Below are 25,649 nucleotides of genomic sequence, written 5' to 3'. Positions count from 1 at the left end.
TCAGTCCAGGAGATTCCGCAACCGTGGCTTCCACGAACGACCTCAAGAACGGCCTGGTGCTCAAGCTCGAAGGCGGCCAGCTCTGGTCCGTCGTCGAGTTCCAGCACGTCAAGCCCGGCAAGGGCCCGGCCTTCGTGCGCACCAAGCTCAAGAACGTGCTCTCCGGCAAGGTCGTCGACAAGACGTTCAACGCCGGCGTCAAGGTCGAGACGGCCACTGTCGACAAGCGCGACATGCAGTTCTCCTACATGGACGGCGAGTACTTCGTCTTCATGGACATGGAGACCTACGACCAGCTCATGGTCGACCGCAAGGCCGTCGGCGACGCTGCCAACTTCCTGATCGAGGGCTTCACCGCGACCGTGGCGCAGCACGAGGGCGAGGTGCTCTTCGTCGAGCTGCCCGCCGCCGTCGAGCTCGTCATCCAGGAGACCGAGCCGGGTGTCCAGGGCGACCGCTCCACCGGCGGCACCAAGCCCGCCACGCTGGAGACCGGCCACCAGATCCAGGTCCCGCTCTTCATCACCACCGGTGAGAAGATCAAGGTCGACACCCGCACGAGCGACTACCTCGGCCGGGTGAACAGCTAACCGTGGCTGCCCGCAACACGGCCCGCAAGCGCGCCTTCCAGATCCTCTTCGAGGGCGACCAGCGCGGCGTCGACGTCCTGACGGTCCTCGCGGACTGGGTCCGGCTCTCCCGGACCGACACCCGGCAGCCGCCGGTGAGCGAGTACACGATGCAGCTGGTCGAGGGCTACGCGGTGCACGCGAAGCGGATCGACGAGCTGATCGCCCAGTACTCGGTCGGCTGGACGCTCGACCGGATGCCGGTCGTGGACCGCAACATCCTGCGCCTCGGTGCGTACGAATTGATCTGGGTCGACGAGACTCCGGACGCGGTCGTGCTGGACGAGATGGTGCAGCTGGCGAAGGAGTTCTCCACGGACGAGTCGCCCTCGTTCGTCAACGGCCTGCTCGGCCGGCTCAAGGACCTGAAGCCATCTCTGCGCCGAGACGAGGCGTAGGGGTTTCGAAGACGCCGGAGGGCCCGCAGCATCCCCGCTGCGGGCCCTCCGGCATTCCAGTACCTCTGGGGTCCCTCAGGCCCACAGAACGCCGCCGGGGTGGCCGGAACCGCATAGTTCCGGCCACCCCGGCGGCACGTTTCTGCTGAAGGGGCTCAACCCACTGAGCGCTCAGCTCTCCTCGGCGTGGGAGACCGCGCGACGCGCGTCCGCATCCAGCACACCCCAGCTGATCAGCTGCTCGGTGAGGACCGAGGGCGACTGGTCGTAGATGACGGCGAGTGTGCGCAGGTCGTCCTGGCGGATCGAGAGCACCTTGCCGTTGTAGTCACCGCGCTGCGACTGGATCGTCGCGGCGTACCGCTGCAGGGGGCCCGCCTTCTCGGCCGGTACATGGGCCAGGCGCTCCAGGTCCAGGACCAGCTTCGGCGGCGGCTCGGCGGCGCCGCCCGGCGTGGTGCCCGGAAGCAGCTCCTGCACCGGGACGCCGTAGAAATCCGCCAACTCGGCGAGGCGCTGCACGGTCACGGCGCGGTCCCCGCGCTCGTACGAACCGACCACAACGGCCTTCCAGCGTCCCTGGGACTTCTCCTCGACACCGTGAAGAGAAAGGCCCTGCTGGGTGCGGATGGCCCGGAGCTTGGCCCCGAGCTGTTTGGCGTATTCGCTGGACATATAGCTCCCCGGCACTGGGTCGACGCGACTGGCTTGGGTTCCATGCCGCGCGGTTGGTAACTCACTGTGAGGTTACGCAGCGTTACTCTGGCGCGTCAAGCCGAATGGTCCACACCGACTCTTCCGTGCCGACGGTGGCCGATTAGGCCAAGGGGGTGAACGGGGGCGGGGCGTCGGCCTGGTACGGTGGATGGCGCAAACCAGACGTCCTTTAAGGTCCGTCCCGTGAGGCGGAGAAGGAGGTCCCTTTCGTATGGACAGCCAGCAGGACACGCAAGCGTCCGACGCCCGGCCCGTTCTCGAAGGCCCTGACATCGCGCGGGTGTTGACCCGCATCGCCCACGAGATCGTCGAACGCGCCAAGGGCGCCGACGACGTGGTACTCCTCGGCATTCCGACCCGCGGCGTCTTTCTCGCCCAGCGGCTCGCCGCCAAGCTGGAGCAGATCACCGAGCGCAAGATCCCGGTCGGGTCGCTCGACATCACCATGTACCGCGACGACCTGCGCATGCACCCGCCGCGTGCGCTGGCCCGCACCGAGATTCCCGGTGACGGCATCGACGGCCGCCTCGTCGTCCTCGTCGACGACGTCCTCTTCTCCGGCCGTACCATCCGCGCCGCCCTGGACGCCCTGAACGACATCGGGCGCCCCCGTGCGGTGCAGCTCGCGGTCCTCGTCGACAGAGGCCACCGCGAACTGCCCATCCGCGCCGACTACGTCGGCAAGAACCTCCCCACGTCGTTGCGGGAGACGGTCAAGGTCCAGCTCGCCGAGGAGGACGGTCGCGACACCGTGCTGCTCGGTGCGAAGCAGCCCCAGTAGCACGCGGAAGGCGTACGGCCGCTGTCGTACGCCCCCTCGGTGCGTCTCCACGCGCGCGTGCCGCCCGAATTCTCCCGACCTGAACTGCCTTACGGAGCCTGACAGATGCAGCGTCATCTCATCTCGGCCGCCGACCTCACCCGCGACGACGCCGTCCTGATCCTCGACACCGCCGAGGAGATGGCCCGGGTCGCCGACCGGCCGATCAAGAAGCTGCCGACCTTGCGCGGCCGCACCGTCGTGAACCTCTTCTTCGAGGACTCCACGCGCACGCGTATCTCCTTCGAGGCCGCAGAGAAGCGCCTCTCCGCGGACGTCATCAACTTCACCGCCAAGGGCTCGAGCGTGTCCAAGGGCGAGTCCCTGAAGGACACCGCCCAGACCCTGGAGGCCATGGGTGTCGACGCCGTCGTCATCCGGCACGGCGCCTCCGGAGCGCCGTACCGCCTCGCCAACTCCGGCTGGATCGACGCCGCCGTCATCAACGCCGGCGACGGCACCCACCAGCACCCCACCCAGGCCCTGCTGGACGCCTTCACCATGCGCCGGCGGCTCGTCGGCCGGGACGCCGGGCTCGGCCAGGACCTCGCCGGCAGGCGCATCACGATCGTCGGCGACGTCCTGCACAGCCGGGTCGCCCGCTCCAACGTCGACCTGCTGCACACCCTGGGCGCCGAGGTCACCCTCGTCGCCCCGCCGACCCTGGTGCCGGTCGGCGTCGAGACCTGGCCGTGCGAGGTCTCCTACGACCTCGACAGCACGCTGGCGAAGACCGACGCGGTGATGATGCTGCGCGTGCAGCGCGAGCGCATGAACGCCGCCTTCTTCCCGACCGAGCGCGAGTACTCGCGGCGCTACGGCCTCGACGGTGACCGCATGGCGCGGATGCCCGAGCACGCCATCGTGATGCACCCCGGCCCGATGGTGCGCGGCATGGAGATCACCGCGGAGGTCGCCGACTCGGACCGCTGCACCGTCGTCGAACAGGTCGCAAACGGAGTGTCCATCCGGATGGCCGTTCTGTATCTGCTGCTCGGGGGCAACGAACCCGCCCTCACCCACGCCCGTACCACCGAGGAGAAGTAAGACAGATGAGCAAGATCCTGATCCGTGGTGCGAAGGTGCTCGGCGGCGAGCCGCAGGACGTGCTGATCGACAGCCAGACGATCGCGCGGGTAGGCACCGGTCTGAGCGCCGACGGCGCCGACGTCGTCGAGGCCGACGGCAAGGTGCTCCTGCCGGGGCTCGTCGACCTGCACACCCACCTGCGCGAGCCCGGGCGCGAGGACTCCGAGACCGTCCTGACCGGTACGCGCGCGGCCGCCTCGGGCGGTTACACGGCCGTCTTCGCCATGGCCAACACCTTCCCGGTCGCGGACACCGCCGGTGTCGTCGAGCAGGTCTACCGGCTCGGCCAGGAGCACGGTTACTGCGATGTGCAGCCCATCGGTGCCGTGACCGTCGGCCTGGAAGGCAAGAAGCTCGCCGAGCTGGGGGCCATGCACGAGTCCGCCGCCGGTGTCACCGTCTTCTCCGACGACGGCAAGTGCGTCGACGACGCCGTGATCATGCGGCGGGCGCTGGAGTACGTGAAGGCCTTCGGCGGTGTCGTCGCCCAGCACGCGCAGGAGCCGCGGCTGACCGAGGGCGCCCAGATGAACGAGGGCGTCGTCTCCGCCGAGCTGGGGCTCGGGGGCTGGCCCGCGGTGGCCGAAGAATCGATCATCGCCCGGGATGTCCTGCTCGCCGAGCACGTCGGCTCCCGCGTCCACATCTGCCACCTCTCGACCGCCGGCTCGGTCGAGATCGTCCGCTGGGCCAAGTCCCGGGGTATCGACGTCACCGCCGAGGTCACCCCGCACCACCTGCTCCTCACCGACGAGCTGGTCCGCTCGTACAACCCGGTCTACAAGGTCAACCCGCCGCTGCGCACCGAGCGTGACGTGCTGGCGCTGCGCGAGGCGCTCGCCGACGGCACGATCGACATCGTCGCCACCGACCACGCCCCGCACCCGCACGAGGACAAGGACTGCGAATGGGCCGCGGCCGCCATGGGGATGGTGGGCCTGGAAACCGCGTTGTCAGTGGTGCAGGAGACCATGGTGGAAACCGGGCTCCTCACCTGGGCCGGGGTCGCCGAGCGCATGTCCTTCAAGCCCGCCGAGATCGGGCAGGCCAAGGGGCACGGCCGACCCGTCTCGGCTGGTGAGCCCGCCAACCTCACGCTCGTCGACACGGAATACCGTGGGTCCGTGGACCCCGAGGGCTTCGCCTCGCGCAGCCGCAACACTCCGTACGAGGGGCGCGAGCTGCCGGGCCGTGTGACGCACACGTGGCTCCGGGGCAAGGCCACGCTCGTCGACGGGAAGCTCACGTGACACCTGCAACACTGCTCGCAGCCGGAACCGGGCTCGCGGCCGAACAGAAGTCGGCCGAAGTGACCGACTGGGCCGCCCGCATCGGCTGGGTCGTCGGACTCCTCCTCTTCGTCGCGCTCGTCTACTGGCTGATGCGCGAGGGCTGGAAGTGGCGCGGCACGCTCCAGGGCGACCTGCCCGAGCTGCCCAGCGCGCCGGACGACCCCGGCCCGGCCAGACTGAGCATGAGCGGCCGCTACCACGGCTCCACCACCGCCGGTCAGTGGCTGGACCGCATCGTGGCGCACGGCCTGGGCACCCGCAGCCGGGTCGAGCTCACGCTGACGGACGCGGGACTGGACGTCGTACGCCCCGGCGCGGCCGACTTCTTCGTCCCGGCCGACCGGCTGCGCGAGGCCCGGCTCGACAAGGGCATCGCCGGCAAGGTTCTGACCGAGGGCGGTCTGCTGGTCGTGACCTGGGCGCACGGCGAACGGCTGATCGACTCCGGGTTCCGCTCGGACCATGCGGCGGAGCACAACGAGTGGGTCGACGTCATTAACTCCATGATCAAAACGAACAGCATCAACAGCACGGAAGGCGCCGAACGATGACGACCTCCATCCAGGGGACCGCCTCGCCGAGGCACAAGGCGGCTCCCGCCGTACTCGTCCTGGAGGACGGCCGGATCTTCCGCGGCCGCGCCTACGGGGCCGCGGGGGTGACCTTCGGCGAGGCCGTGTTCTCCACCGGCATGACCGGCTACCAGGAGACCCTCACCGACCCGTCGTACCACCGCCAGGTCGTCGTGATGACGGCCCCGCACGTCGGCAACACCGGCGTCAACGACGAGGACCCGGAGAGCAAGCAGATCTGGGTCGCCGGATACGTCGTGCGCGACCCCGCGCGCGTGCCGTCCAACTGGCGCTCCCGGCGCTCGCTGGACGACGAGCTGCGCCACCAGGGCGTCGTCGGGATCTCCGGCATCGACACCCGCGCGCTCACCCGCCACCTGCGCGAGCGCGGCGCCATGCGCGTCGGCATCTTCTCCGGCAACGCGCTGCCCGACGAGGGCACCATGCTCGCCGAGGTGCGCCAGGCCCCCGAGATGAAGGGCGCCGACCTCTCCGCCGAGGTCGCCACCAAGGAGGCGTACGTAGTCCCGGCGATCGGCACGAAGAAGTTCACCGTCGCCGCCGTCGACCTCGGCATCAAGGGCATGACCCCGCACCGGATGGCCGAACGCGGCATCGAGGTGCACGTGCTGCCCGCGACGGCGACCGCCGAGGACGTGTACGCCGTCAACCCCGACGGTGTGTTCTTCTCCAACGGCCCGGGCGACCCGTCCACTGCCGACCACCCGGTCTCCGTCATGCAGGCGGTCCTGGAGCGCGGCACCCCGCTCTTCGGTATCTGCTTCGGCAATCAGATCCTGGGCCGCGCCCTCGGCTTCGGCACCTACAAGCTGAAGTACGGCCACCGCGGCATCAACCAGCCGGTCCAGGACCGCACGACCGGCAAGGTCGAGGTCACCGCGCACAACCACGGCTTCGCCGTGGACGCCCCGACCGACAAGGTCTCCGACACCCCCTACGGCCGCGCCGAGGTCTCCCACGTGTGCCTCAACGACAACGTGGTGGAGGGTCTCCAGCTCCTCGACCGCCCGGCCTTCAGCGTCCAGTACCACCCCGAAGCGGCAGCCGGCCCGCACGACGCCGCCTACCTGTTCGACCGCTTCGTATCCCTGATGGAGGGCCAGCGTGCCTAAGCGCACCGATATCCAGTCCGTCCTGGTCATCGGCTCCGGCCCGATCGTCATCGGCCAGGCCGCCGAGTTCGACTACTCCGGCACCCAGGCGTGCCGCATCCTGCGCGCCGAGGGCCTGCGGGTCATCCTCGTCAACTCCAACCCGGCGACGATCATGACCGACCCGGAGATCGCCGACGCCACCTACGTCGAGCCGATCACCCCGGAGTTCGTCGAGAAGATCATCGCCAAGGAGCGCCCGGACGCGCTTCTGCCGACCCTGGGCGGCCAGACCGCCCTCAACACGGCCATCTCGCTCCACCAGGCGGGCACGCTCGAGAAGTACGGCGTCGAGCTGATCGGCGCCAATGTCGAGGCCATCAACAAGGGCGAGGACCGCGACCTGTTCAAGGAGGTCGTCGAGGCCGTCCGCCAGAAGATCGGGCACGGCGAGTCCGCCCGCTCGGTCATCTGCCACTCCATGGAGGACGTCCTCGCGGGCGTCGAGACGCTCGGCGGCTACCCGGTCGTCGTCCGCCCCTCCTTCACCATGGGCGGCGCCGGCTCCGGCTTCGCGCACGACGAGGAGGAGCTGCGCCGCATCGCCGGCCAGGGCCTCACGCTCTCGCCGACCACCGAGGTGCTCCTGGAGGAGTCCATCCTCGGCTGGAAGGAGTACGAGCTGGAGCTGATGCGCGACAAGAACGACAACGTCGTGGTCGTCTGCTCCATCGAGAACTTCGACCCGATGGGCGTGCACACCGGCGACTCGATCACGGTCGCCCCGGCCATGACCCTCACCGACCGCGAGTACCAGACCCTGCGCGACATCGGCATCGCCGTCATCCGCGAGGTCGGCGTCGACACCGGCGGCTGCAACATCCAGTTCGCGGTGAACCCCGAGGACGGCCGCGTGATCGTCATCGAGATGAACCCGCGCGTGTCGCGGTCCTCGGCGCTCGCCTCCAAGGCGACCGGCTTCCCGATCGCCAAGATCGCCGCCAAGCTCGCCGTCGGCTACACGCTCGACGAGATCCCGAACGACATCACGCAGGAGACCCCGGCCTCCTTCGAGCCGACGCTCGACTACGTGGTCGTCAAGGCGCCCCGGTTCGCCTTCGAGAAGTTCCCGCAGGCCGACTCCACGCTGACGACCACCATGAAGTCGGTCGGCGAGGCCATGGCCATCGGCCGCAACTTCACCGAGGCCTTCCAGAAGGCACTGCGCTCGCTGGAGAAGAAGGGCAGCCAGTTCACGTTCGTCGGCGAGCCCGGCGACAAGACCGCGCTGCTCGAAGAGGCGGTCCGCCCGACCGACGGCCGGATCAACGCGGTCATGCAGGCCATCCGCGCGGGCGCCACGCAGGAGGAGGTCTTCGAGTACACGAAGATCGACCCCTGGTTCGTCGACCAGCTCTTCCTCATCAAGGAGATCGCCGACGAGCTCGCCGAGGCGCCGAAGCTGGACCCCGACCTGCTCGCCGAGGCCAAGCGGCACGGCTTCTCCGACCAGCAGATCGGCGAGATCCGCGGCCTGCGCGAGGACGTCGTCCGCGAGGTCCGGCACGCGCTGGGCATCCGCCCGGTCTACAAGACGGTCGACACCTGCGCCGCCGAGTTCGCCGCCAAGACGCCGTACTTCTACTCCTCGTACGACGAGGAGACGGAGGTCGCCCCGCGTGAGAAGCCGGCCGTCATCATCCTGGGCTCCGGTCCCAACCGCATCGGCCAGGGCATCGAGTTCGACTACTCCTGCGTCCACGCCTCCTTCGCGCTGAGCGACGCCGGCTACGAGACCGTGATGGTCAACTGCAACCCGGAGACCGTCTCCACGGACTACGACACCTCCGACCGCCTGTACTTCGAGCCGCTGACGCTGGAAGACGTGCTGGAGATCGTCCACGCGGAGCAGCAGGCCGGCCCGGTGGCGGGCGTGGTGGTCCAGCTGGGCGGCCAGACCCCGCTGGGCCTCTCGCAGGCGCTCAAGGACAACGGCGTGCCGATCGTCGGTACGTCCCCGGAGGCCATCCACGCCGCCGAGGACCGTGGCGCCTTCGGGCGGGTCCTGGCCGAGGCGGGCCTCCCGGCCCCCAAGCACGGCACCGCGACCACCTTCGCGGGTGCCAAGGCCATCGCCGACGAGATCGGCTACCCGGTCCTGGTACGGCCGTCGTACGTCCTCGGCGGGCGCGGCATGGAGATCGTCTACGACGAGACCCGGCTGGAGTCCTACATCGCCGAGTCGACCGAGATCAGCCCCTCGCGGCCGGTCCTCGTCGACCGGTTCCTGGACGACGCGATCGAGATCGACGTCGACGCGCTCTACGACGGCGAGGAGCTGTACCTCGGCGGCGTCATGGAGCACATCGAGGAGGCCGGCATCCACTCCGGCGACTCCGCGTGCGCGCTGCCGCCGATCACGCTGGGCGGCTTCGACATCAAGCGCCTGCGCGCCTCGACCGAGGCCATCGCCAAGGGCGTCGGCGTCCGCGGCCTGATCAACATCCAGTTCGCGATGGCCGGCGACATCCTCTACGTCCTGGAGGCCAACCCGCGCGCGTCCCGTACGGTTCCCTTCACCTCGAAGGCGACCGCGGTACCGCTGGCGAAGGCCGCCGCCCGGATCTCGCTGGGCGCGACCATCGCCGAACTGCGCGCCGAGGGCCTCCTCCCGGCCAACGGCGACGGCGGCGAGCTCCCGTTCGACGCGCCGATCTCCGTCAAGGAGGCCGTCATGCCGTGGTCGCGCTTCCGCGACATCCACGGGCGCGGCGTCGACACCGTCCTCGGCCCGGAGATGCGCTCCACCGGCGAGGTCATGGGCATCGACTCCGTCTTCGGCACGGCGTACGCCAAGTCGCAGGCGGGCGCGTACGGTCCGCTGCCGACCAAGGGGCGCGCGTTCATCTCGGTCGCCAACCGCGACAAGCGCTCGATGATCTTCCCGGCGCGCGAACTGGTCGCCCACGGCTTCGAACTGCTCGCCACGTCCGGCACGGCAGAGGTGCTCAAGCGCAACGGCATCAACGCCACCGTCGTGCGCAAGCAGTCCGAGGGCACCGGCCCGAACGGCGAGAAGACCATCGTCCAGCTCATCCACGACGGCGAGGTCGACCTCATCGTCAACACCCCGTACGGCACCGGCGGCCGCCTCGACGGCTACGACATCCGTACGGCGGCCGTGGCGCGGTCGGTCCCGTGCCTGACGACGGTCCAGGCGCTCGCCGCCGCCGTCCAGGGCATCGACGCCCTCAACCACGGTGACGTGGGCGTGCGTTCACTGCAGGAACACGCCGAGCATCTGACCGCGGCCCGCGACTAGCAGCCCTGAGGGGGACACCGGAGACGGTGTCCCCCTCTTCGTGAGGACACCATCATGTACAAGCTTTTCTTCCGTCTGGTTTTCAAACGGATGGACCCGGAGCAGGCGCATCACCTGGCGTTCCGCTGGATCCGGCTCGCCGTCAGGATCCCCGTGCTGCGTACCTTCGTCGCCGCCGCGCTCGCGCCCCGCTACGAGGAACTGCGCACCGAGGCCTTCGGACTGCGCATGCACGGCCCCTTCGGGCTCGCGGCAGGCTTCGACAAGAACGCGGTCGCGATCGACGGCATGTCGATGCTGGGCTTCGACCACGTCGAGATCGGCACGGTCACGGGGGAGGCGCAGCCGGGCAACCCCAAGCAACGGCTGTTCCGCCTGGTGAAGGACCGGGCCCTGATCAACCGCATGGGCTTCAACAACGAGGGCTCGCTGGCCGTGGCGGCCCGTCTGGCCTCCCGTACGCCCGTCTTCAGGACCGTGGTGGGCGTCAACATCGGCAAGACCAAGGTCGTCCCGGAGGCGGAGGCCGCCGGCGACTACGTGAAGTCGACGGAGCGGCTGGCGCCGTACGCCGACTACCTGGTGGTCAATGTCTCCTCGCCCAACACGCCCGGTCTGCGCAACCTCCAGGCCACGGAGTCGCTGCGGCCGCTCCTGACCGCCGTCCGCGAGGCCGCCGACCGTACGGTGACCGGCCGCCGCGTACCGCTGCTCGTCAAGATCGCGCCGGATCTCGCCGACGAGGACGTCGACGCGGTCGCCGACCTGGCCGTCGAACTCGGTCTGGACGGGATCATCGCCACGAACACCACCATCGCGCGCGAGAGCCTCGGTTTGAAATCCGAACCCTCGTTGGTCAAGGAGGTCGGCGGACTCTCCGGCGCGCCCCTCAAGGAGCGCTCCCTGGAGGTCCTGCGGCGCCTGTACGCGCGCGTGGGCGACCGGATCACCCTCGTGGGCGTCGGTGGCATCGAGAACGCCGAGGACGCCTGGCAGCGCATCCTGGCCGGCGCCACGCTGGTCCAGGGATACAGCGCCTTCATCTACGAGGGTCCCTTCTGGGGCCGTGCCATGCACAAGGGGCTCGCCGCACGCCTGCGTACCAGCCCGTACGACACCCTCGCCGACGCGGTCGGCGCCGACGTCAGGAAGGCCGAGGAAGCCGCATGACCGCCCTGGAACCCTTCGGTGCCCGTCTCCGCCGCGCGATGGACGAGCGTGGCCCTCTGTGTGTCGGTATCGACCCGCACGCGTCCCTGCTCGCCGAGTGGGGCCTGAACGACGACGTGGCCGGTCTGGAGCGGTTCAGCCGCACGGTCGTCGAGGCGATGGCCGACCGGGTCGCCGTGCTCAAGCCGCAGAGCGCGTTCTTCGAGCGCTTCGGTTCGCGTGGCGTCGCCGTGCTGGAGAAGTCCGTCGAGGAGGCGCGGGCGGCCGGGGCGCTGGTGGTGATGGACGCCAAGCGCGGGGACATCGGCTCGACCATGGCCGCGTACGCCGAGTCCTTCCTCCGCAAGGACTCCCCGCTGTTCTCGGACGCGCTGACGGTCTCGCCGTATCTCGGCTACGGGTCGCTCTCGCCGGCGATCGCCCTGGCGCGCGAGAGCGGCACCGGCCTGTTCGTGCTCGCGCTGACCTCGAACCCGGAGGGCGGCGAGGTCCAGCACGCGGTCCGCGCGGACGGCCGCACCGTCGGCGCGACGATGCTGGCGCACCTGGCCGCCGAGAACGTGGGGGAGGAGCCGCTGGGCTCATTCGGGGCGGTCGTCGGCGCCACGCTCGGCGACCTGTCGTCGTACGACCTCGACATCAACGGTCCGCTCCTCGCACCCGGCATCGGGGCCCAGGGGGCCACGCCGGCGGACCTTCCCCGGGTCTTCGGTGCCGCGGCACGCAATGTCGTGCCGAACGTCAGCCGGGGTGTGCTGCGCCACGGGCCCGATGTCGTCGCACTGCGTGAGGTCGCGTCACGCTTCGCCGACGAGGTGGCGGACGCTGTGTCGGGTGTCTGACCGGCGTCAGGGGCGTTCGAGCCGCTCGTTGAGACCTTCGATGAGTCCTTCGGCGGGTGGCGCGGGGACGACTTGAGTCTGAATACATCCTCAAATCCGGGGCATTATGTCCTAAATGTCCGGCCTGACGGAGGCTGACCAGGACTTTTCCGCTGTTCTCGCTGACTCTGGCGGACTTGGCCGCTAGTCTCCGACGAGAGTCAACGGGCAAGCGTGTTGCTCGTGGCTCCCCAGGTGTGGGGCGACTAGGTTCCTCACCGGTCCGTATCCGACAGTTCAACATCCGAGGTGACGTAGGCGTGGCTCTTCCGCCCCTTACCCCTGAACAGCGCGCAGCCGCGCTCGAAAAGGCCGCCGCGGCTCGCCGGGAGCGGGCCGAGGTCAAGAATCGACTCAAGCACTCCGGCGCCTCCCTTCACGAGGTCATCAAGCAGGGCCAGGAGAACGACGTCATCGGCAAGATGAAGGTCTCCGCCCTGCTCGAGTCCCTGCCGGGCGTGGGCAAGGTCCGCGCCAAGCAGATCATGGAGCGACTCGGTATCTCCGAGAGCCGCCGCGTGCGTGGCCTCGGTTCGAACCAGATCGCTTCCCTGGAGCGCGAGTTCGGCAGCACCGGCTCCTGATCCGGTCACTCCGGACCGGGAGTCCCGGGCACTCCGGGATTGCTGGAATAATCGCTGCATGAGTGAACGTCCGCGGCTGACCGTGCTCTCCGGCCCCTCCGGGGTCGGCAAGAGCACGGTCGTCGCCCATATGCGCAAGGAACACCCCGAGGTCTGGCTCTCGGTGTCGGCGACGACCCGCAAGCCACGCCCGGGCGAGCAGCACGGAGTCCACTACTTCTTCGTCACCGACGAGGAGATGGACAAGCTGATCGCCAACGGTGAGCTGCTGGAGTGGGCCGAGTTCGCCGGCAACCGCTACGGCACGCCGCGTGCGGCCGTGCTGGAGAGGCTGGAGGCGGGGGAGCCCGTCCTCCTGGAGATCGATCTCCAGGGCGCCCGGCAGGTCCGCGAGTCCATGGCGGAGGCCCAGCTGGTGTTCCTGGCTCCTCCCTCCTGGGAGGAGCTCGTGCGCAGACTCACCGGACGTGGCACCGAGCCGCCCGAGGTGATCGAGCGCCGCCTGGACGCGGCGAAGGTCGAGCTGGCGGCCGAGCCGGAGTTCGATGTGACCTTGGTCAACACCTCCGTCGAGGACGTGGCCCGCGAGCTGCTAGCCTTGATGGACGTTGTGTGATCGTGATTGATCGTTGAAAGCTTGGCCGTTTCGCTCAGGCTTGATCATTCACACTGAATCTTTCCCATCCATCGGAAGGTAGAGCGTGTCCTCTTCCATCTCCGCGCCCGAGGGCATCATCAACCCGCCGATCGACGAGCTTCTCGAGGCCACGGACTCGAAGTACAGCCTCGTGATCTACGCGGCCAAGCGGGCCCGCCAGATCAACGCGTACTACTCGCAGCTCGGCGAGGGCCTCCTCGAGTACGTCGGTCCGCTCGTCGACACCCACGTCCACGAGAAGCCGCTCTCGATCGCACTGCGCGAGATCAACGCGGGTCTGCTGACGTCCGAGGCCGTCGAGGGCCCGGCGCAGTAATTAGTATTTTCAGCTTTGAGCTGGCTTTTCCACAGGCCCGGCAGCCCGACTGTCGGGCCTGTGGTCTGCTCGGGGGGCGCGGGGGTCGTCCCCCGCCGTGATGCAGCATGGAGTCGTCGGTTCAACGAGTGGGAGGCCCGGTGGACAAGCCCAAGGTCGTTCTGGGGGTCAGCGGCGGCATCGCCGCGTACAAGGCCTGTGAGCTGCTGCGCAGGCTCACGGAGTCCGGGCATGACGTCCGGGTCGTGCCCACCGCCTCCGCGCTGCACTTCGTGGGCGCCGCCACCTGGTCCGCCCTGTCCGGCAAGCCCGTCTCGACGGAGGTCTGGGACGACGTCCACGAGGTCCCGCACGTCCGCATCGGCCAGCAGGCCGACCTGGTGGTCGTCGCCCCGGCCACGGCCGACACCCTCGCCAAGGCCGCGCACGGCCTCGCCGACGACCTGCTGACCAACACCCTGCTCACCGCCCGCTGTCCGGTGCTCTTCGCCCCGGCCATGCACACCGAGATGTGGGAGCACCCGGCCACGCAGGAGAACGTGGCGACGCTGCGCCGGCGCGGCGCGGTCGTCATCGAGCCCGCCGTCGGCCGTCTGACCGGCGTCGACACCGGCAAGGGCCGGCTGCCCGAGCCGGCCGAGATCTTCGAGGTCTGCCGACGCGTGCTCGCCCGCGGTGTCGCCGAGCCGGACCTCCAGGGGCGGCACGTCGTCGTCAGCGCCGGCGGCACGCGCGAGCCCCTCGACCCGGTCCGTTTCCTCGGCAACCGCTCCTCCGGCAAGCAGGGCTACGCCCTCGCCCGCACGGCCGCCGCCCGGGGTGCCCGGGTGACGCTGATCGCCGCCAACACCGGGATGCCCGACCCGGCCGGCGTGGACGTCGTCCCGGTGGGCACGGCCGTACAGCTGCGCGAGGCGGTTCTCAAGGTGGCCGCGGACGCCGACGCGGTGGTGATGGCGGCGGCGGTCGCGGACTTCCGCCCGGCGACATACGCCGCCGGAAAGATCAAGAAGAAGGACGGCCAGGAACCGCAACCCATCGTTCTGGTGCGGAATCCGGACATCCTCGCGGAGATCTCGGCCGACCGTGCCCGCCCCGGCCAGGTGATCGTCGGCTTCGCCGCCGAGACGGACGACGTCCTGGCCAACGGCCGTAAGAAGCTGGAGCGCAAGGGGTGTGACCTCCTCGTGGTGAACGAGGTGGGCGAGCGCAAGACCTTCGGCTCCGAGGAGAACGAGGCGGTCGTGCTGGGCGCCGACGGCAGCGAGACACCCGTGCCGTACGGGCCCAAGGAAGCCTTGGCCGAAACCGTATGGGACCTGGTGGCGCACCGACTGGGCGCAAATGTTTGATGCGGTGCGGGCATGCCTCGAGCCACACCCCATTCGGGTGTGGCGCCCCTGGCCAAGGGCGCGTGGGATTGGGCAGAATGCCCGTGCCGCAGGTCACAGCGCTCCCGAGAGGCGAGACAGTGGGCCGGTGGCCGAGCGCGACAGATAAACTGTCCTCGGACGACGCCGGGCGCAGCCTCCGTCCCGTCCGCCAATGATCAGCCAGCAGCCGCTGCAACCACAGGGAGCGTTGTGTCCCGTCGCCTGTTCACCTCGGAGTCCGTGACCGAGGGTCACCCCGACAAGATCGCTGACCAGATCAGCGACACCATTCTCGACGCGCTTCTGCGTGAGGACCCGACGTCCCGCGTCGCCGTCGAGACTCTGATCACGACCGGCCTGGTGCACGTGGCCGGAGAGGTCACGACCAAGACGTACGCGGACATCGCGACGCTGGTCCGCAACAAGATCCTCGAGATCGGCTACGACTCCTCGAAGAAGGGCTTCGACGGCGCTTCCTGCGGTGTCTCGGTCTCGATCGGCTCGCAGTCGCCGGACATCGCGCAGGGCGTGGACACGGCGTACGAGTCCCGGGTCGAGGGCGACGAGGACGAGCTGGACCGCCAGGGCGCCGGTGACCAGGGCCTGATGTTCGGTTACGCGACGGACGAGACGCCGACGCTGATGCCGCTGCCGATCTTCCTGGCGCACCGCCTGTCCAAGCGCCTGTCCGAGGTCCGCAAGAACGGCACGATCCCCTACCTGCGCCCGGACGGCAAGACGCAGGTCACCATCGAGTACGACGGCGACAAGGCGGTCCGCCTGGACACGGTCGTCGTCTCCTCGCAGCACGCGAGCGACATCGACCTCGACTCCCTCCTCGCGCCCGACATCCGGGAGTTCGTGGTCGAGCCGGAGCTGAAAGCCCTGCTCGACGACGGCATCAAGCTCGACACCGAGAACTACCGCCTCCTGGTCAACCCCACCGGCCGCTTCGAGATCGGTGGCCCGATGGGTGACGCGGGTCTGACCGGCCGGAAGATCATCATCGACACCTACGGCGGCATGGCCCGTCACGGCGGTGGCGCGTTCTCCGGCAAGGACCCGTCCAAGGTGGACCGTTCGGCGGCGTACGCGATGCGCTGGGTCGCCAAGAACGTCGTCGCGGCCGGCCTCGCCTCCCGCTGCGAGGTGCAGGTGGCGTACGCGATCGGCAAGGCCGAGCCGGTCGGCCTGTTCGTCGAGACCTTCGGCACGGCCAAGATCGACACCGAGAAGATCGAGAAGGCCATCGACGAGGTCTTCGACCTGCGCCCGGCCGCGATCATCCGCGACCTGGACCTGCTCCGCCCGATCTACGCCCAGACCGCGGCCTACGGCCACTTCGGCCGTGAGCTGCCGGAGTTCACCTGGGAGCGGACGGACCGGGTGGAGGCGCTGCAGAAGGCCGTGGGCCTGTAGGGGTCACCAGCTGTGAGAGGCCCGGTTTCCCTGGCGGGAGGCCGGGCCTCGGTGCATCTCAAGTGAATCCGGACGCTCCGTCGCCGTGAGGGAACTCGGGCGCCGTCGGTTGTCAGTGGAGTTTGGTAAGAATGCAAGCGTGAGCAGCGAGAACGAGCGTGGCGGTGGCGGGGCCGAGGGGGCGTCGCCCGAGCAGCTCGCGCTCATTCGGGAGAGCGTGCGGCAGGCGAAGGTGCCGCGGGCCAAGCCCAGGACCTGGCGGGGGGCCGAACTCGCGAAGGAGCTGCCGGTCGCGCGGGTGCTGGTCGACAAGGGTGTGCTGCATCTCGATCGGTACTTCGACTACGCCGTGCCCGCGGAGCTCGATGCCGACGCGCAGCCCGGGGTGCGGGTGCGGGTGCGGTTCGGCGCCGGGCGGCACCGGGTCCGGGAAGGCCGGCGGGAGGGCGGGGGGCTCATCGACGGGTTCCTTGTCGCGCGGCTTGCCGAGTCCGACTACTCCGGGCCGCTCGCGGCGCTCGCCCAGGTCGTTTCGCCGGAGCGGGTGCTGAGCGAGGAGTTGCTCGGGCTCGCGCGGGCCGTGGCCGACCGTTATGCGGGCGGCCTCGCCGATGTGCTCCAGTTGGCCGTGCCGCCGCGCAGCGCGCGGGCCGAGCAGCGGCCGTCACCGGAGCCGCTCGCGGCGCCTGGCAGGCCCGAGGCGGGGTCCTGGGGGCGGTATGAGCGGGGAGCCGCCTTCCTGGAGTCGCTGGCCTCCGGGGGTGCGCCGCGTGCCGTGTGGAACGCGCTGCCCGGGCCCGAGTGGAGCGAGGAGCTGGCTCGGGCCGTCGTCGCGACGCTGGCCTCCGGGCGGGGGGCACTCGTCGTGCTGCCGGACGGGCGAGCCGTCGCGCGGGTAGATGCTGCCCTGACCTCGCTGATGGGCAAGGGACGGCATGCGGTGCTGACCGCCGACGCCGGGCCCGAGAAGCGGTATCGGGAGTGGCTCGCGGTTCGGCGGGGGAGCGTACGGGCGGTCGTGGGGACCAGGGCGGCCATGTTCGCGCCCGTGCAGGACCTTGGGCTGGTCGCCCTGTGGGACGACGGTGACGACAGCCACAGCGAGCAGCACGCCCCGCAGCCCCACGCGCGTGAAGTGCTGTTGCTTCGGGCCGCGCAGGACAAGTGCGGCTTTCTGCTGGGGAGTTGGAGCTGCACCGTCGAGGCCGCGCAGCTCGTGGAGAGCGGGTGGGCCCGGCCGTTGGTCGCCGGGCGGGAGCAGGTGCGGGGCGCGGCTCCGCTCGTACGGACCGTGGGGGACATGGATCTCGCGCGGGACGAGGCCGCGCGGGCCGCTCGGCTGCCGACCCTCGCCTGGCAGGCCGTGCGGGAGGGGCTGCGGCAAGGACCGGTTCTGGTGCAGGTGCCCCGGCGCGGGTATGTGCCGCGGATGGCCTGTGCCAACTGCCGGGCGCCCGCCCGGTGTCGGCACTGCGCCGGGCCACTGGAGGCGCACGGCTCCGGAGCAGACCTGCGGTGCGGGTGGTGCGGGCGTGAGGAGGGGGCCTGGCACTGTCCGGAGTGCGGTGCGTTCCGGCTGCGGGCTCAGGTGGTGGGGGCGCGGCGGACCGCCGAGGAGTTGGGGCGGGCCTTTCCCGCCGTGCCGGTGCGGACCTCCGGGCGTGAGCATGTGCTGGACACCGTGCCGGGCACGCCTTCACTGGTCGTGAGTACGCCGGGGGCCGAGCCCGTCGCCGAGGGCGGATACGCGGCTGCCCTGCTGCTGGACGGCTGGGCCATGCTCGGGCGGCCCGATCTGCGGGCGGGGGAGGACGCGCTGCGCCGCTGGATCGCGGCCGCCTCGCTGGTACGGCCGCAGACCGCCGGGGGGACGGTGGTCGTCGTGGCCGAGCCCACGTTGCGGCCCGTGCAGGCGCTGGTGCGCTGGGATCCCGTCGGGCATGCGGTGCGGGAGCTCGGCGAGCGGGCCGAGCTCGGGTTTCCGCCGGTGTCCCGGATGGCTTCCGTGGCCGGTCCGGGGGAGGCGGTCACCGAGTTTCTCCGTACGGCCGAACTGCCGCCGGACGCCGAGGTGTTGGGACCCGTTCCGCTGCCCGTCACGGCGGTGGGGCGGCCGCGGCGGGTGGGGGCGCCGCCGCCGGGCGAGCACTGGGACCGGGCGTTGGTGCGGGTGCCGCCGGGGAGCGGGGCCGCGTTGGCGTCCGCGCTGAAGGGTGCGCAGGCGGCGCGGATGGCGCGTGGGGGTGGGGAAGTGGCGGTACGGGTTCGGGTTGATCCGCCGGATATCGGGTGAGGTCCGGGGCCCCTGGCGCTGTGGGGTGGCGCTGCCTGCCTGCCTGCCTGCCTGCCTGCCTGCCGGCGCGGCGGGCACGGCGGGCGTGAGGCTGCGCAGCGGGCTGCGACATGTCTCTGCCCTCCCGGGTGCGCTTCGGGAGGGCAGAGCGTGTGGGGGGGGGTCAGCCGTTGCGAGGGCCGGGGAACGCCGTGGGCCTGGCCTCGTCGCGGAGAGCGGGACTGCCTGCCGTCGGCTGCGTCGGCATGGAGCGGGCCGCGGGGACCGTGGGCACCGTGGGGAGGGTGGCGGTGACATTGGCCGTCCGGCTTCCCGACGGCTCGGTCGTCCGCTCGGCCTCGGCCGCCGCCTGGGTGGCGGCGCGCCGCGCGCCGTAACGGCGATGGACCGCCTGCTTGGTGACGCCGAGGGCGGAACCCACCGCGTCCCAGGAGAAGCCGAGTGAGCGGTCGAAGTCCACGGCTGCCGTGACCAGGGTCTCGACACTGTCCCGCAGTTCCTGGGCGAGACGGACTGTCGGGGCGGGGGCGCGTCCGTAGACGACGAAGCCCGTGGAGGGACCCGAGCGGCGCGGGCGGTAGACGTTGCCCAGCTGGGCGGTGAGCGTGCGCAGTGCGTCCACCTGCCGGCGGACCCGCTCGATGTCCCGCACCAGCAAGTGCAGGCTGGCCCGAGCCTGGGCGTCGTGGGTTGCGTGGTCGGCCATGAACAAGCCTCTCGAACCGGCGTTGAAAAGGAGAGGGCCGCGCGTACGGCGCTTGCGGCCCGTTGTGGTCAACTCTGTCTTGACAACGCGGGAGCGCTCCGCGGGTCACGCAGTGGGGGCGTATGGGCATATGCCTACGCCCCTGGGTGGGGGTGTGCGCCTCGGCTTTCGGCCTTGGACGCTTGCCCGCCCGCGCACAACCCGTCTCCAGTTGGCCAAGAGGTTGGGGTCTCCTGTGGGGGGTTGCTCGCCGTCGGCGGCTGTCCGGTCGTGGGTGGGGAGAAGGGGGTTGTTGGCGGGGGTGAGTCGTTCGTGGGCGTGGGCGCGGTCGTTCGGGGCGTTCCCCATGTGAGGGTCGGACCGGGCACCCATAGACTTGTGTGTTGCCCAACCAACCCCGCCCGAGAGGCCCGTGCCCACCCATGAAGCTTGTCTTCGCCGGTACCCCTGAGGTCGCCGTTCCCGCTCTGGACGCTCTGATCGCCTCTGGGCGGCATGAGGTGGCTGCCGTTGTCACGCGGCCGGATGCACAGGCCGGGCGGGGGCGGAGGATGGTGGCGAGTCCGGTGGCCGAGCGGGCGGAGGAGGCCGGGATCGAGGTGCTCAAGCCGGCCAGGCCGCGTGACCCCGAGTTCCTGGAGCGGCTCAGGGAGATCGCGCCCGACTGCTGCCCCGTCGTCGCGTACGGCGCCCTGTTGCCCCGCGTCGCCCTCGACATCCCGGCCCAGGGCTGGGTCAACCTGCACTTCTCGCTGTTGCCCGCCTGGCGTGGAGCCGCGCCAGTGCAGCACGCCATCATGGCGGGCGACGAGATCACCGGGGCCTCCACCTTCCTCATCGAGGAGGGGCTCGACTCCGGGCCCGTCTACGGCACCGTCACCGAGGAGATCCGGCACACCGACACCAGCGGCGACCTGCTGACCAGGCTCGCCTTCGCGGGCGCCGGGCTGCTCGCCGCGACCATGGACGGGATCGAAGACGGCACGCTGAAGGCGGTGCCGCAGCCGTCCGAGGGGATCACCCTCGCGCCCAAGGTCAACGTCGAGGACGCGCACATCGACTGGGCCGTTCCGTCCCTCCGCGTCGACCGTCTCGTGCGCGGGTGCACCCCTGCCCCCGGTGCCTGGACCACCTTCCGCGGTGAGCGGCTGAAGCTCATCCAGGTGCAGCCGGTGCCCGGGCGGGACGACCTCGCCCCGGGTGCGCTCTCCGTCGGGAAGAACAACGTGTACGTCGGGACCGGGTCGTACGCCGTCGAGTTGCTGTGGGTGCAGGCTCAGGGCAAGAAGCCGATGCGGGCCGCGGACTGGGCGCGGGGCGTGCGGATCGGGGACGGGGAGAGCCTCGGGCTCTGATCCGCGCGAGCAACGCCCCCACGCGATTGTCCCAGCCTGATCGCCCCGGCCTGATCCGGCCCAGGCTGATCGTCCTGGTCTGATCCGTCGCGGCCTGATCGTCCGGGTCTTACCGTCCGGGGCTGATCGTTCCGGTCTGACGGCCGGTCCGACCGACAGCGTCTGACCAACGGAGATCACGGATGGGCTCCGGCGTATCCAGCCGTACGCCGGGGCGGTGGTGCGACGTAGGCTGGTCGTACATCTCATCCAGCAATCCGGAGCACCTTTTTCGTGAGCGACACCTCCCGTCGGCCCCGCAAACCCGGCAAGCCCTACCGACGGCCCAAGAAGGACCCCGTCCGCGTTCTCGCCTTCGAGGCCCTGCGTGCCGTGGACGAGCGGGACGCGTACGCCAACCTCGTTCTGCCGCCGTTGTTGCGGAAGGCGCGGGAGAAGGGCGACTTCGACGGGCGGGACGCCGCGCTCGCCACCGAGCTGGTGTACGGGACGCTGCGTCGGCAGGGGACGTACGACGCCGTCATCTCAGCCTGTGTGGACCGGCCGTTGCGCGAGGTCGACCCGCCGGTGCTCGATGTGCTCAGCCTGGGGGTGCATCAGCTGCTCGGGACGCGGATTCCGCCGCATGCCGCCGTGTCCGCGTCCGTGGAGCTCGCGCGGGTCGTTCTGGGGGACGGGCGGGCCAAGTTCGTCAATGCCGTGCTGCGGAAGGTCGCGCAGGACGATCTCGACGGGTGGATCCAGCGGGTCGCTCCGCCCTACGACGACGATCCCGAGGACCATCTCTCCGTCGTGCACTCGCATCCGCGGTGGGTCGTCTCGGCGCTGTGGGACTCGCTCGGCGGTGGACGGGCCGGGATCGAGCGGTTGCTGGCCGCCGACAACCATCGGCCCGAGGTGACGCTGGTCGCCCGGCCGGGGCGGGCCACGACCGAGGAGTTGCTCGGTGAGGAGGCCGCGGTGCCGGGGCGGTGGTCGCCGTACGCCGTGCGGCTCGCCGAAGGCGGGGAGCCGGGGGCGGTCGAGGCCGTACGGGAAGGGCGTGCGGGCGTGCAGGACGAGGGGAGCCAGCTGGTTGCCCTTGCCCTGGCCAACGCGCCGTTGGAGGGGCCCGACGAGAAGTGGCTCGACGGGTGTGCCGGGCCCGGGGGCAAGGCGGCGTTGCTCGGGGCGCTGGCCGCCGAGCGGGGGGCGATGTTGCTCGCCTCGGAGAAGCAGCCGCATCGGGCGGGGCTCGTGGCGAAGGCGCTGGAGGGCAATCCGGGGCCGTATCAGGTCATCACCGCGGACGGTACGCGGCCTGCCTGGCGGGCCGGGAGCTTTGACCGGGTGTTGATGGATGTGCCGTGTACCGGGCTGGGGGCGTTGCGGCGGCGGCCGGAGGCTCGGTGGCGGCGGCGGCCGGAGGATCTGGAGGGGTTCGCTCCGCTGCAGCGGGGGTTGCTGCGGACGGCTCTTGACTCTGTGCGGGTGGGTGGGGTTGTGGGGTATGCCACGTGCTCGCCTCATCTGGCGGAGACTCGGGCGGTGGTCGAGGACGTGTTGAAGCAGCGGGGTGGGGCTGAGTTGATCGATGCTCGGGGGCTGCTGCCGGGGGTGCCGGAACTGGGGGAGGGGCCTGATGTGCAGTTGTGGCCTCATCTGCATGGCACCGATGCGATGTATTTGGCGCTGATTCGGAGGGTGGGCTGAGGGGCGGTCGGGTGTGCGGTGGTATGGGGGTGGGCCTTGGCTGTTCTCGCCCCCGCCGCCCCTAACCGTCCTATCCCTTGAAGGGGCTCCGCCCCTTCGACCCCGCCAGGGGGCTGCCGCCCCCTGGACCCCCGCTTAGGCCTGCGGCCTCGTCCTCAAACGCCGGACGGGCTGAAGGTGCTTCAGCCTCCCCGCTGAGCGCCGCTTCCCTCCGGCTCCCGTACCGCCGGGGTTCCCCCGTCCTCCCGGGCCAGTCGATGCGGCCACCACACCTTCGGGCCGGCGTCCAGGAAGAGGGACGTCACGAGGACCGAGCGGACGATGAAGGTGTCCAGGAGGACGCCCAGGGCGACCGCGAAGCCGATTTCCGCGAAGGCCACCATGGGGAGGGTGCCCAGGGCGGCGAAGGTGCCTGCGAGGACCAGGCCTGCTGAGGTGATGACCGCGCCTGTGGCGGCCAGGCCTGTGATCACGCCGGGGCGGGTGCCCTGGTGGGTTGCCTCCTCGCGGATGCGGGTGGTGAGGAAGATGTTGTAGTCGATGCCCAGCGCCACCAGGAAGACGAAGACGAAGAGGGGGAAGTCGGTCGACTCGCCCGCGTAGTCGAAGAGATGGCGGAAGGCGAGTGCGCTGATGCCGAGGGCGGCCGTGAACGACAGGATCACCGTGCCGATCAGGAGGAGCGGGGCGATCAGTGCGCGGAGCAGGACGGTGAGGATCAGCAGGACCACCAGCAGGACCAGCGGGATGATCACTATGTTGTCGTGGGTCGTCGCTTCGTCCATGTCCAGCAGGGCCGCCGTACCGCCGCCCACCTGGGCATCCGCGTCCGGCACGGCGTGGACGGCGTCCCGTACGCGTTCGACGGTCTGTTTCGCGGCCTCGCTGTCGGCGGGGGCGGTCATCGTCGCCTCGATGAGCACCTGGCCCTCGTAGGAGGGCTTCGTGCCCGGTGGCAGGCCCAGTGAGGTGGGGACCACGCCCTCTGTCCCGGCGACGGCGCGGCCCACCTGCACGGCCTGGGCTTGGTTGCTGATGATGACCAGCGGGTCGCCGCTGCCGGCCGGGAAGTAGCTCTCGGAGATCTCCTGGCCCGTGATGGAGTCCGGTTTTTCGGTGAACGCGTCGGCGTTGCTCAGGCCCTCGGCGCGGAGTTGGATCAGGCCCAGGGAGCAGACGGCGAGTGCGATGGCCGTGACCGTCCAGACCATGCGGGGGCGGTGGGACATACGGCGGCCCAGGCGGGCCCAGACGCCTCGCGTCTCCGGGTTCTCGGTGCCCAGGTGCGGGATCACCGGCCAGAAGATCCAGCGGCCGAAGATGACCAGGAGGGCGGGGAACAGGGTCAGCATCGCGATCAGGGCGACCGCGACCCCGATCGCCGCCACCGGGCCGAGGCCCCTCGTCGAGTTCATCTCCGCCGCCAGCAGCACCAGCATGCTCAGGACGACGGTCGCGCCGGAGGCGAGCACCGCCGGGCCCGCGCGGTGCAGGGCCAGGGCCATCGCCTCGTGGCGGTCCTCGTGACGGCGCAACTCTTCCCGGTAGCGGGCCACCAGCAGGAGTGCGTAGTCCGTGCCCGCGCCGAAGACCAGGACCGTGAGGATGCCGGCGCTCTGGCCGTTCACCGTCAGGCCCCCGTGTTCCGCCAGGAGATAGATGAAGGCCTGCGCGGTGAACAGAGCGACGATCACGGCGACGAGGGGGACCAGGAGCAGGGTCGGGCTGCGGTAGGTGATCAGGAGCATGACGATGACGACCGCCATCGCCGACAGCAGGAGCGTGGAGTCGATGCCCTCGAAGGCCTCGGAGAAGTCCGCGGACGTGCCGCCCGGGCCCGTGATGTGCACGGCCAGCCCGGCGCCGCCCTCGCCGACCACGTCCCGGATGGAGTCGACGGCGGGCGCGATGCGCTCCCAGCCCTTCTCGTCCATCGTGATCGGCACCTGGATCTGGGCGGCCTGCGGGTCCACCTCGCGGTTGAAGACCGGGCCCCGGGTCTCGGCACCCCGGATGCCGTGGTCGGTCAGCTGCTTGAGCTGGGCCACGTCCTCGGTGATCGCCGCCCGGTCCTGGACCGTCAGGCCGCCGTCACGGGCGTAGATGACGATCGCGGGGATCTGCTCCGGCCTGAAGTCCTCGGAGAGTTCCAGGACTTGAGTGGATTCCGCGGACCCCGGCAGCCAGGACGCCGCGTCGTTGTCCTGCGCGTCGGTCAGCTTCTGCGCGAAGGGTGCCGTCAGGAAGAGCACCACCAGCCACAGGACGAGCACCACCCACTTGGCACGTCGCCCGCACACCAGATGCGCGATGCCGCGCTGTCCCGATCCCGTCGGCCGCGGCCTCTCCGGCCACCGCTTGTCCTGGATCTCCGTCATGGCCACCCCCGTAGCCGCGCAACGATCCGGTCGGCGGCCCAGCATGACACGGGCGAACCGGACACAACATCCGATGAACGTCTCAGGTCTGTACCGGCGCGAACATTCGTGCTCCGGCATGGCAGTCTTGGGTCATGGCCGCGCAGATCAACCCCAGCATCCTGTCCGCCGACTTCGCCCGCCTCGCGGACGAGGCCAAGGCGGTCGCGGGAGCCGACTACCTCCACGTCGACGTCATGGACAACCATTTCGTCCCGAACCTCACGCTCGGCGTGCCGGTCGTAGAGTCCCTGGCCCGTGCGACGGACACCCCGCTGGACTGCCATCTGATGATCGAGGCCCCCGATCGGTGGGCGCCCCAGTACGTGGAAGCGGGGGCCTCCTCCGTCACCTTCCATGTCGAGGCCGCCGCGGCCCCCGTGCGGCTGGCCCGGGAGATCCGGGCCAAGGGCGCCCGTGCCTCCATGGCGCTCAAGCCCGCGACCCCCATCGAGCCGTACGAGGATCTCCTCCCCGAGCTCGACATGCTGCTGATCATGACGGTCGAGCCGGGCTTCGGTGGTCAGGCGTTTCTCGACATCATGCTTCCGAAGATTCGCCGCACCCGCGAGTTGATCAGCAAGCACGGCCTTCAGTTGTGGCTCCAGGTCGACGGCGGTGTCTCCGCCTCGACCATCGAGCGGTGCGCCGAGGCGGGCGCCGATGTCTTCGTCGCCGGCTCGGCGGTGTACGGGTCCGAGGACCCGGCCGAAGCGGTCCGAGCGTTGCGTGCCCAGGCGGACGCGGTCACGAAGACCGCAGCCTGGGCATGCGACCACTGAGCCAAGGGAACGTGAACGCCGCCCATCAGGGCGGATCAAGAGCGCCGGATCT

22 protein-coding genes are annotated in these 25,649 nt (G+C 70.3%); 19 read left to right on the top strand and 3 right to left on the bottom strand.

Annotated elements, in window-relative coordinates; translation table 11 throughout:
- Nucleotides 1-23: 23 nt before the first annotated feature.
- Both efp and nusB read left to right on the top strand, forming a co-directional pair.
- Nucleotides 24-590 (top strand): elongation factor P, encoded by a 567-nt coding sequence (gene efp, locus ABIE67_RS09465; protein ID WP_033532566.1) that lies wholly within the window; start codon nt 24-26, stop codon nt 588-590.
- A 2-nt stretch (nt 591-592) separates the two neighbouring features.
- Complete coding sequence (nusB, locus tag ABIE67_RS09460; protein ID WP_370255843.1) at nt 593-1,027, top strand: transcription antitermination factor NusB; 435 nt, start codon at nt 593-595, stop codon at nt 1,025-1,027.
- A gap of 171 nt (nt 1,028-1,198) precedes the next feature.
- Here nusB and bldD read toward each other — a convergent pair whose 3' ends face one another.
- A complete protein-coding gene (gene bldD, locus ABIE67_RS09455) occupies nt 1,199-1,702 on the bottom strand; it encodes a transcriptional regulator BldD (protein WP_004002691.1) in 504 nt (167 codons plus the stop codon).
- Between the two features lie 253 nt (nt 1,703-1,955).
- Here bldD and pyrR point away from each other — a divergent pair, with 253 nt between their 5' ends.
- The 14 genes from pyrR to ABIE67_RS09385 all read left to right on the top strand — a co-directional run bounded on the left by pyrR (nt 1,956) and on the right by ABIE67_RS09385 (nt 18,645).
- A complete protein-coding gene (gene pyrR, locus ABIE67_RS09450) occupies nt 1,956-2,525 on the top strand; it encodes a bifunctional pyr operon transcriptional regulator/uracil phosphoribosyltransferase PyrR (protein WP_370255842.1) in 570 nt (189 codons plus the stop codon).
- Nucleotides 2,526-2,630: 105 nt separating this feature from the next.
- The gene (locus tag ABIE67_RS09445) at nt 2,631-3,611 is read left to right on the top strand and encodes an aspartate carbamoyltransferase catalytic subunit (RefSeq protein WP_370255841.1); all 981 of its coding nucleotides are present in this window, start codon (nt 2,631-2,633) and stop codon (nt 3,609-3,611) included.
- 5 nt (nt 3,612-3,616) lie between these two features.
- The gene (locus ABIE67_RS09440) at nt 3,617-4,903 is read left to right on the top strand and encodes a dihydroorotase (protein ID WP_370255840.1); all 1,287 of its coding nucleotides are present in this window, start codon (nt 3,617-3,619) and stop codon (nt 4,901-4,903) included.
- Nucleotides 4,900-5,496 carry a hypothetical protein gene (locus ABIE67_RS09435; protein ID WP_370255839.1) on the top strand — a complete coding sequence of 199 codons (597 nt, stop codon included), beginning with the start codon at nt 4,900-4,902 and terminating at the stop codon, nt 5,494-5,496. Before ABIE67_RS09440 ends, ABIE67_RS09435 begins: the two co-directional genes overlap by 4 nt.
- The gene (gene carA, locus ABIE67_RS09430) at nt 5,493-6,650 is read left to right on the top strand and encodes a glutamine-hydrolyzing carbamoyl-phosphate synthase small subunit (RefSeq protein WP_370255838.1); all 1,158 of its coding nucleotides are present in this window, start codon (nt 5,493-5,495) and stop codon (nt 6,648-6,650) included. Before ABIE67_RS09435 ends, carA begins: the two co-directional genes overlap by 4 nt.
- On the top strand, nt 6,643-9,951 hold the full coding sequence (carB, locus tag ABIE67_RS09425; protein ID WP_370255837.1) for a carbamoyl-phosphate synthase large subunit: 3,309 nt from the start codon (nt 6,643-6,645) through the stop codon (nt 9,949-9,951). The genes carA and carB overlap by 8 nt, the downstream gene beginning before the upstream one ends.
- A 54-nt stretch (nt 9,952-10,005) precedes the next feature.
- Nucleotides 10,006-11,121 carry a quinone-dependent dihydroorotate dehydrogenase gene (locus ABIE67_RS09420; protein WP_370255836.1) on the top strand — a complete coding sequence of 372 codons (1,116 nt, stop codon included), beginning with the start codon at nt 10,006-10,008 and terminating at the stop codon, nt 11,119-11,121.
- Nucleotides 11,118-11,963, top strand: coding sequence for an orotidine-5'-phosphate decarboxylase (gene pyrF / locus ABIE67_RS09415; RefSeq protein WP_370255835.1), 846 nt, complete (start codon nt 11,118-11,120; stop codon nt 11,961-11,963). The genes ABIE67_RS09420 and pyrF overlap by 4 nt, the downstream gene beginning before the upstream one ends.
- Nucleotides 11,964-12,262: 299 nt before the next feature.
- Nucleotides 12,263-12,586, top strand: coding sequence for an integration host factor (locus ABIE67_RS09410; RefSeq protein WP_003977346.1), 324 nt, complete (start codon nt 12,263-12,265; stop codon nt 12,584-12,586).
- Between the two features lie 58 nt (nt 12,587-12,644).
- Entirely contained in the window at nt 12,645-13,202 is a 558-nt protein-coding gene (gene gmk, locus ABIE67_RS09405; protein ID WP_370255834.1) for a guanylate kinase, read from the top strand.
- Nucleotides 13,203-13,287: 85 nt separating this feature from the next.
- Nucleotides 13,288-13,560 carry a DNA-directed RNA polymerase subunit omega gene (gene rpoZ / locus ABIE67_RS09400; protein ID WP_003988945.1) on the top strand — a complete coding sequence of 91 codons (273 nt, stop codon included), beginning with the start codon at nt 13,288-13,290 and terminating at the stop codon, nt 13,558-13,560.
- Nucleotides 13,561-13,700: 140 nt separating this feature from the next.
- The gene (coaBC, locus tag ABIE67_RS09395) at nt 13,701-14,912 is read left to right on the top strand and encodes a bifunctional phosphopantothenoylcysteine decarboxylase/phosphopantothenate--cysteine ligase CoaBC (RefSeq protein WP_370255833.1); all 1,212 of its coding nucleotides are present in this window, start codon (nt 13,701-13,703) and stop codon (nt 14,910-14,912) included.
- A gap of 231 nt (nt 14,913-15,143) precedes the next feature.
- Entirely contained in the window at nt 15,144-16,352 is a 1,209-nt protein-coding gene (gene metK / locus ABIE67_RS09390) for a methionine adenosyltransferase (RefSeq protein ID WP_370255832.1), read from the top strand.
- Nucleotides 16,353-16,491: 139 nt separating this feature from the next.
- Nucleotides 16,492-18,645 carry a primosomal protein N' gene (locus ABIE67_RS09385; RefSeq protein ID WP_370255831.1) on the top strand — a complete coding sequence of 718 codons (2,154 nt, stop codon included), beginning with the start codon at nt 16,492-16,494 and terminating at the stop codon, nt 18,643-18,645.
- Nucleotides 18,646-18,808: 163 nt separating this feature from the next.
- Here ABIE67_RS09385 and ABIE67_RS09380 read toward each other — a convergent pair whose 3' ends face one another.
- A complete protein-coding gene (locus ABIE67_RS09380; protein ID WP_370255830.1) occupies nt 18,809-19,351 on the bottom strand; it encodes a hypothetical protein in 543 nt (180 codons plus the stop codon).
- Between the two features lie 422 nt (nt 19,352-19,773).
- Here ABIE67_RS09380 and fmt point away from each other — a divergent pair, with 422 nt between their 5' ends.
- Nucleotides 19,774-20,706 carry a methionyl-tRNA formyltransferase gene (fmt, locus tag ABIE67_RS09375; protein ID WP_370255829.1) on the top strand — a complete coding sequence of 311 codons (933 nt, stop codon included), beginning with the start codon at nt 19,774-19,776 and terminating at the stop codon, nt 20,704-20,706.
- 273 nt (nt 20,707-20,979) lie between these two features.
- Complete coding sequence (locus ABIE67_RS09370) at nt 20,980-22,398, top strand: RsmB/NOP family class I SAM-dependent RNA methyltransferase (RefSeq protein ID WP_370255828.1); 1,419 nt, start codon at nt 20,980-20,982, stop codon at nt 22,396-22,398.
- Between the two features lie 182 nt (nt 22,399-22,580).
- On the opposite strand, the gene ABIE67_RS09365 is transcribed toward ABIE67_RS09370, so the two are convergent.
- Nucleotides 22,581-24,776, bottom strand: a complete 2,196-nt coding sequence (locus tag ABIE67_RS09365) for an MMPL family transporter (RefSeq protein WP_370255827.1) — start codon at nt 24,774-24,776, stop codon at nt 22,581-22,583.
- A 134-nt stretch (nt 24,777-24,910) separates the two neighbouring features.
- On the opposite strand from ABIE67_RS09365, the gene rpe reads away from it, so the two are divergent.
- Nucleotides 24,911-25,597 (top strand): ribulose-phosphate 3-epimerase, encoded by a 687-nt coding sequence (gene rpe / locus ABIE67_RS09360; RefSeq protein ID WP_370255826.1) that lies wholly within the window; start codon nt 24,911-24,913, stop codon nt 25,595-25,597.
- Nucleotides 25,598-25,649 lie beyond the last annotated feature (52 nt).

Origin of the sequence: Streptomyces sp. V4I8 (assembly GCF_041261225.1) — a bacterium.
Lineage (GTDB): Bacteria > Actinomycetota > Actinomycetes > Streptomycetales > Streptomycetaceae > Streptomyces.
The sequence above is the reverse complement of the archived record's forward strand: the minus strand, read 5'-3'. Positions and strand labels throughout refer to the sequence as shown.

Bases quoted from the DNA above. Each gene is read 5' to 3' on its own strand.
- gmk (WP_370255834.1), top strand. From the start codon at position 12,645: ATGAGTGAACGTCCGCGGCTGACCGTGCTCTCCGGCCCCTCCGGGGTC.
- ABIE67_RS09445 (WP_370255841.1), top strand. From the start codon at position 2,631: ATGCAGCGTCATCTCATCTCGGCCGCCGACCTCACCCGCGACGACGCC.
- pyrF (WP_370255835.1), top strand. From the start codon at position 11,118: ATGACCGCCCTGGAACCCTTCGGTGCCCGTCTCCGCCGCGCGATGGAC.
- rpe (WP_370255826.1), top strand. From the start codon at position 24,911: ATGGCCGCGCAGATCAACCCCAGCATCCTGTCCGCCGACTTCGCCCGC.
- pyrR (WP_370255842.1), top strand. From the start codon at position 1,956: ATGGACAGCCAGCAGGACACGCAAGCGTCCGACGCCCGGCCCGTTCTC.
- carA (WP_370255838.1), top strand. From the start codon at position 5,493: ATGACGACCTCCATCCAGGGGACCGCCTCGCCGAGGCACAAGGCGGCT.
- ABIE67_RS09365 (WP_370255827.1), bottom strand. From the start codon at position 24,776: ATGACGGAGATCCAGGACAAGCGGTGGCCGGAGAGGCCGCGGCCGACG.
- ABIE67_RS09380 (WP_370255830.1), bottom strand. From the start codon at position 19,351: ATGGCCGACCACGCAACCCACGACGCCCAGGCTCGGGCCAGCCTGCAC.
- ABIE67_RS09420 (WP_370255836.1), top strand. From the start codon at position 10,006: ATGTACAAGCTTTTCTTCCGTCTGGTTTTCAAACGGATGGACCCGGAG.
- bldD (WP_004002691.1), bottom strand. From the start codon at position 1,702: ATGTCCAGCGAATACGCCAAACAGCTCGGGGCCAAGCTCCGGGCCATC.
- fmt (WP_370255829.1), top strand. From the start codon at position 19,774: ATGAAGCTTGTCTTCGCCGGTACCCCTGAGGTCGCCGTTCCCGCTCTG.
- ABIE67_RS09440 (WP_370255840.1), top strand. From the start codon at position 3,617: ATGAGCAAGATCCTGATCCGTGGTGCGAAGGTGCTCGGCGGCGAGCCG.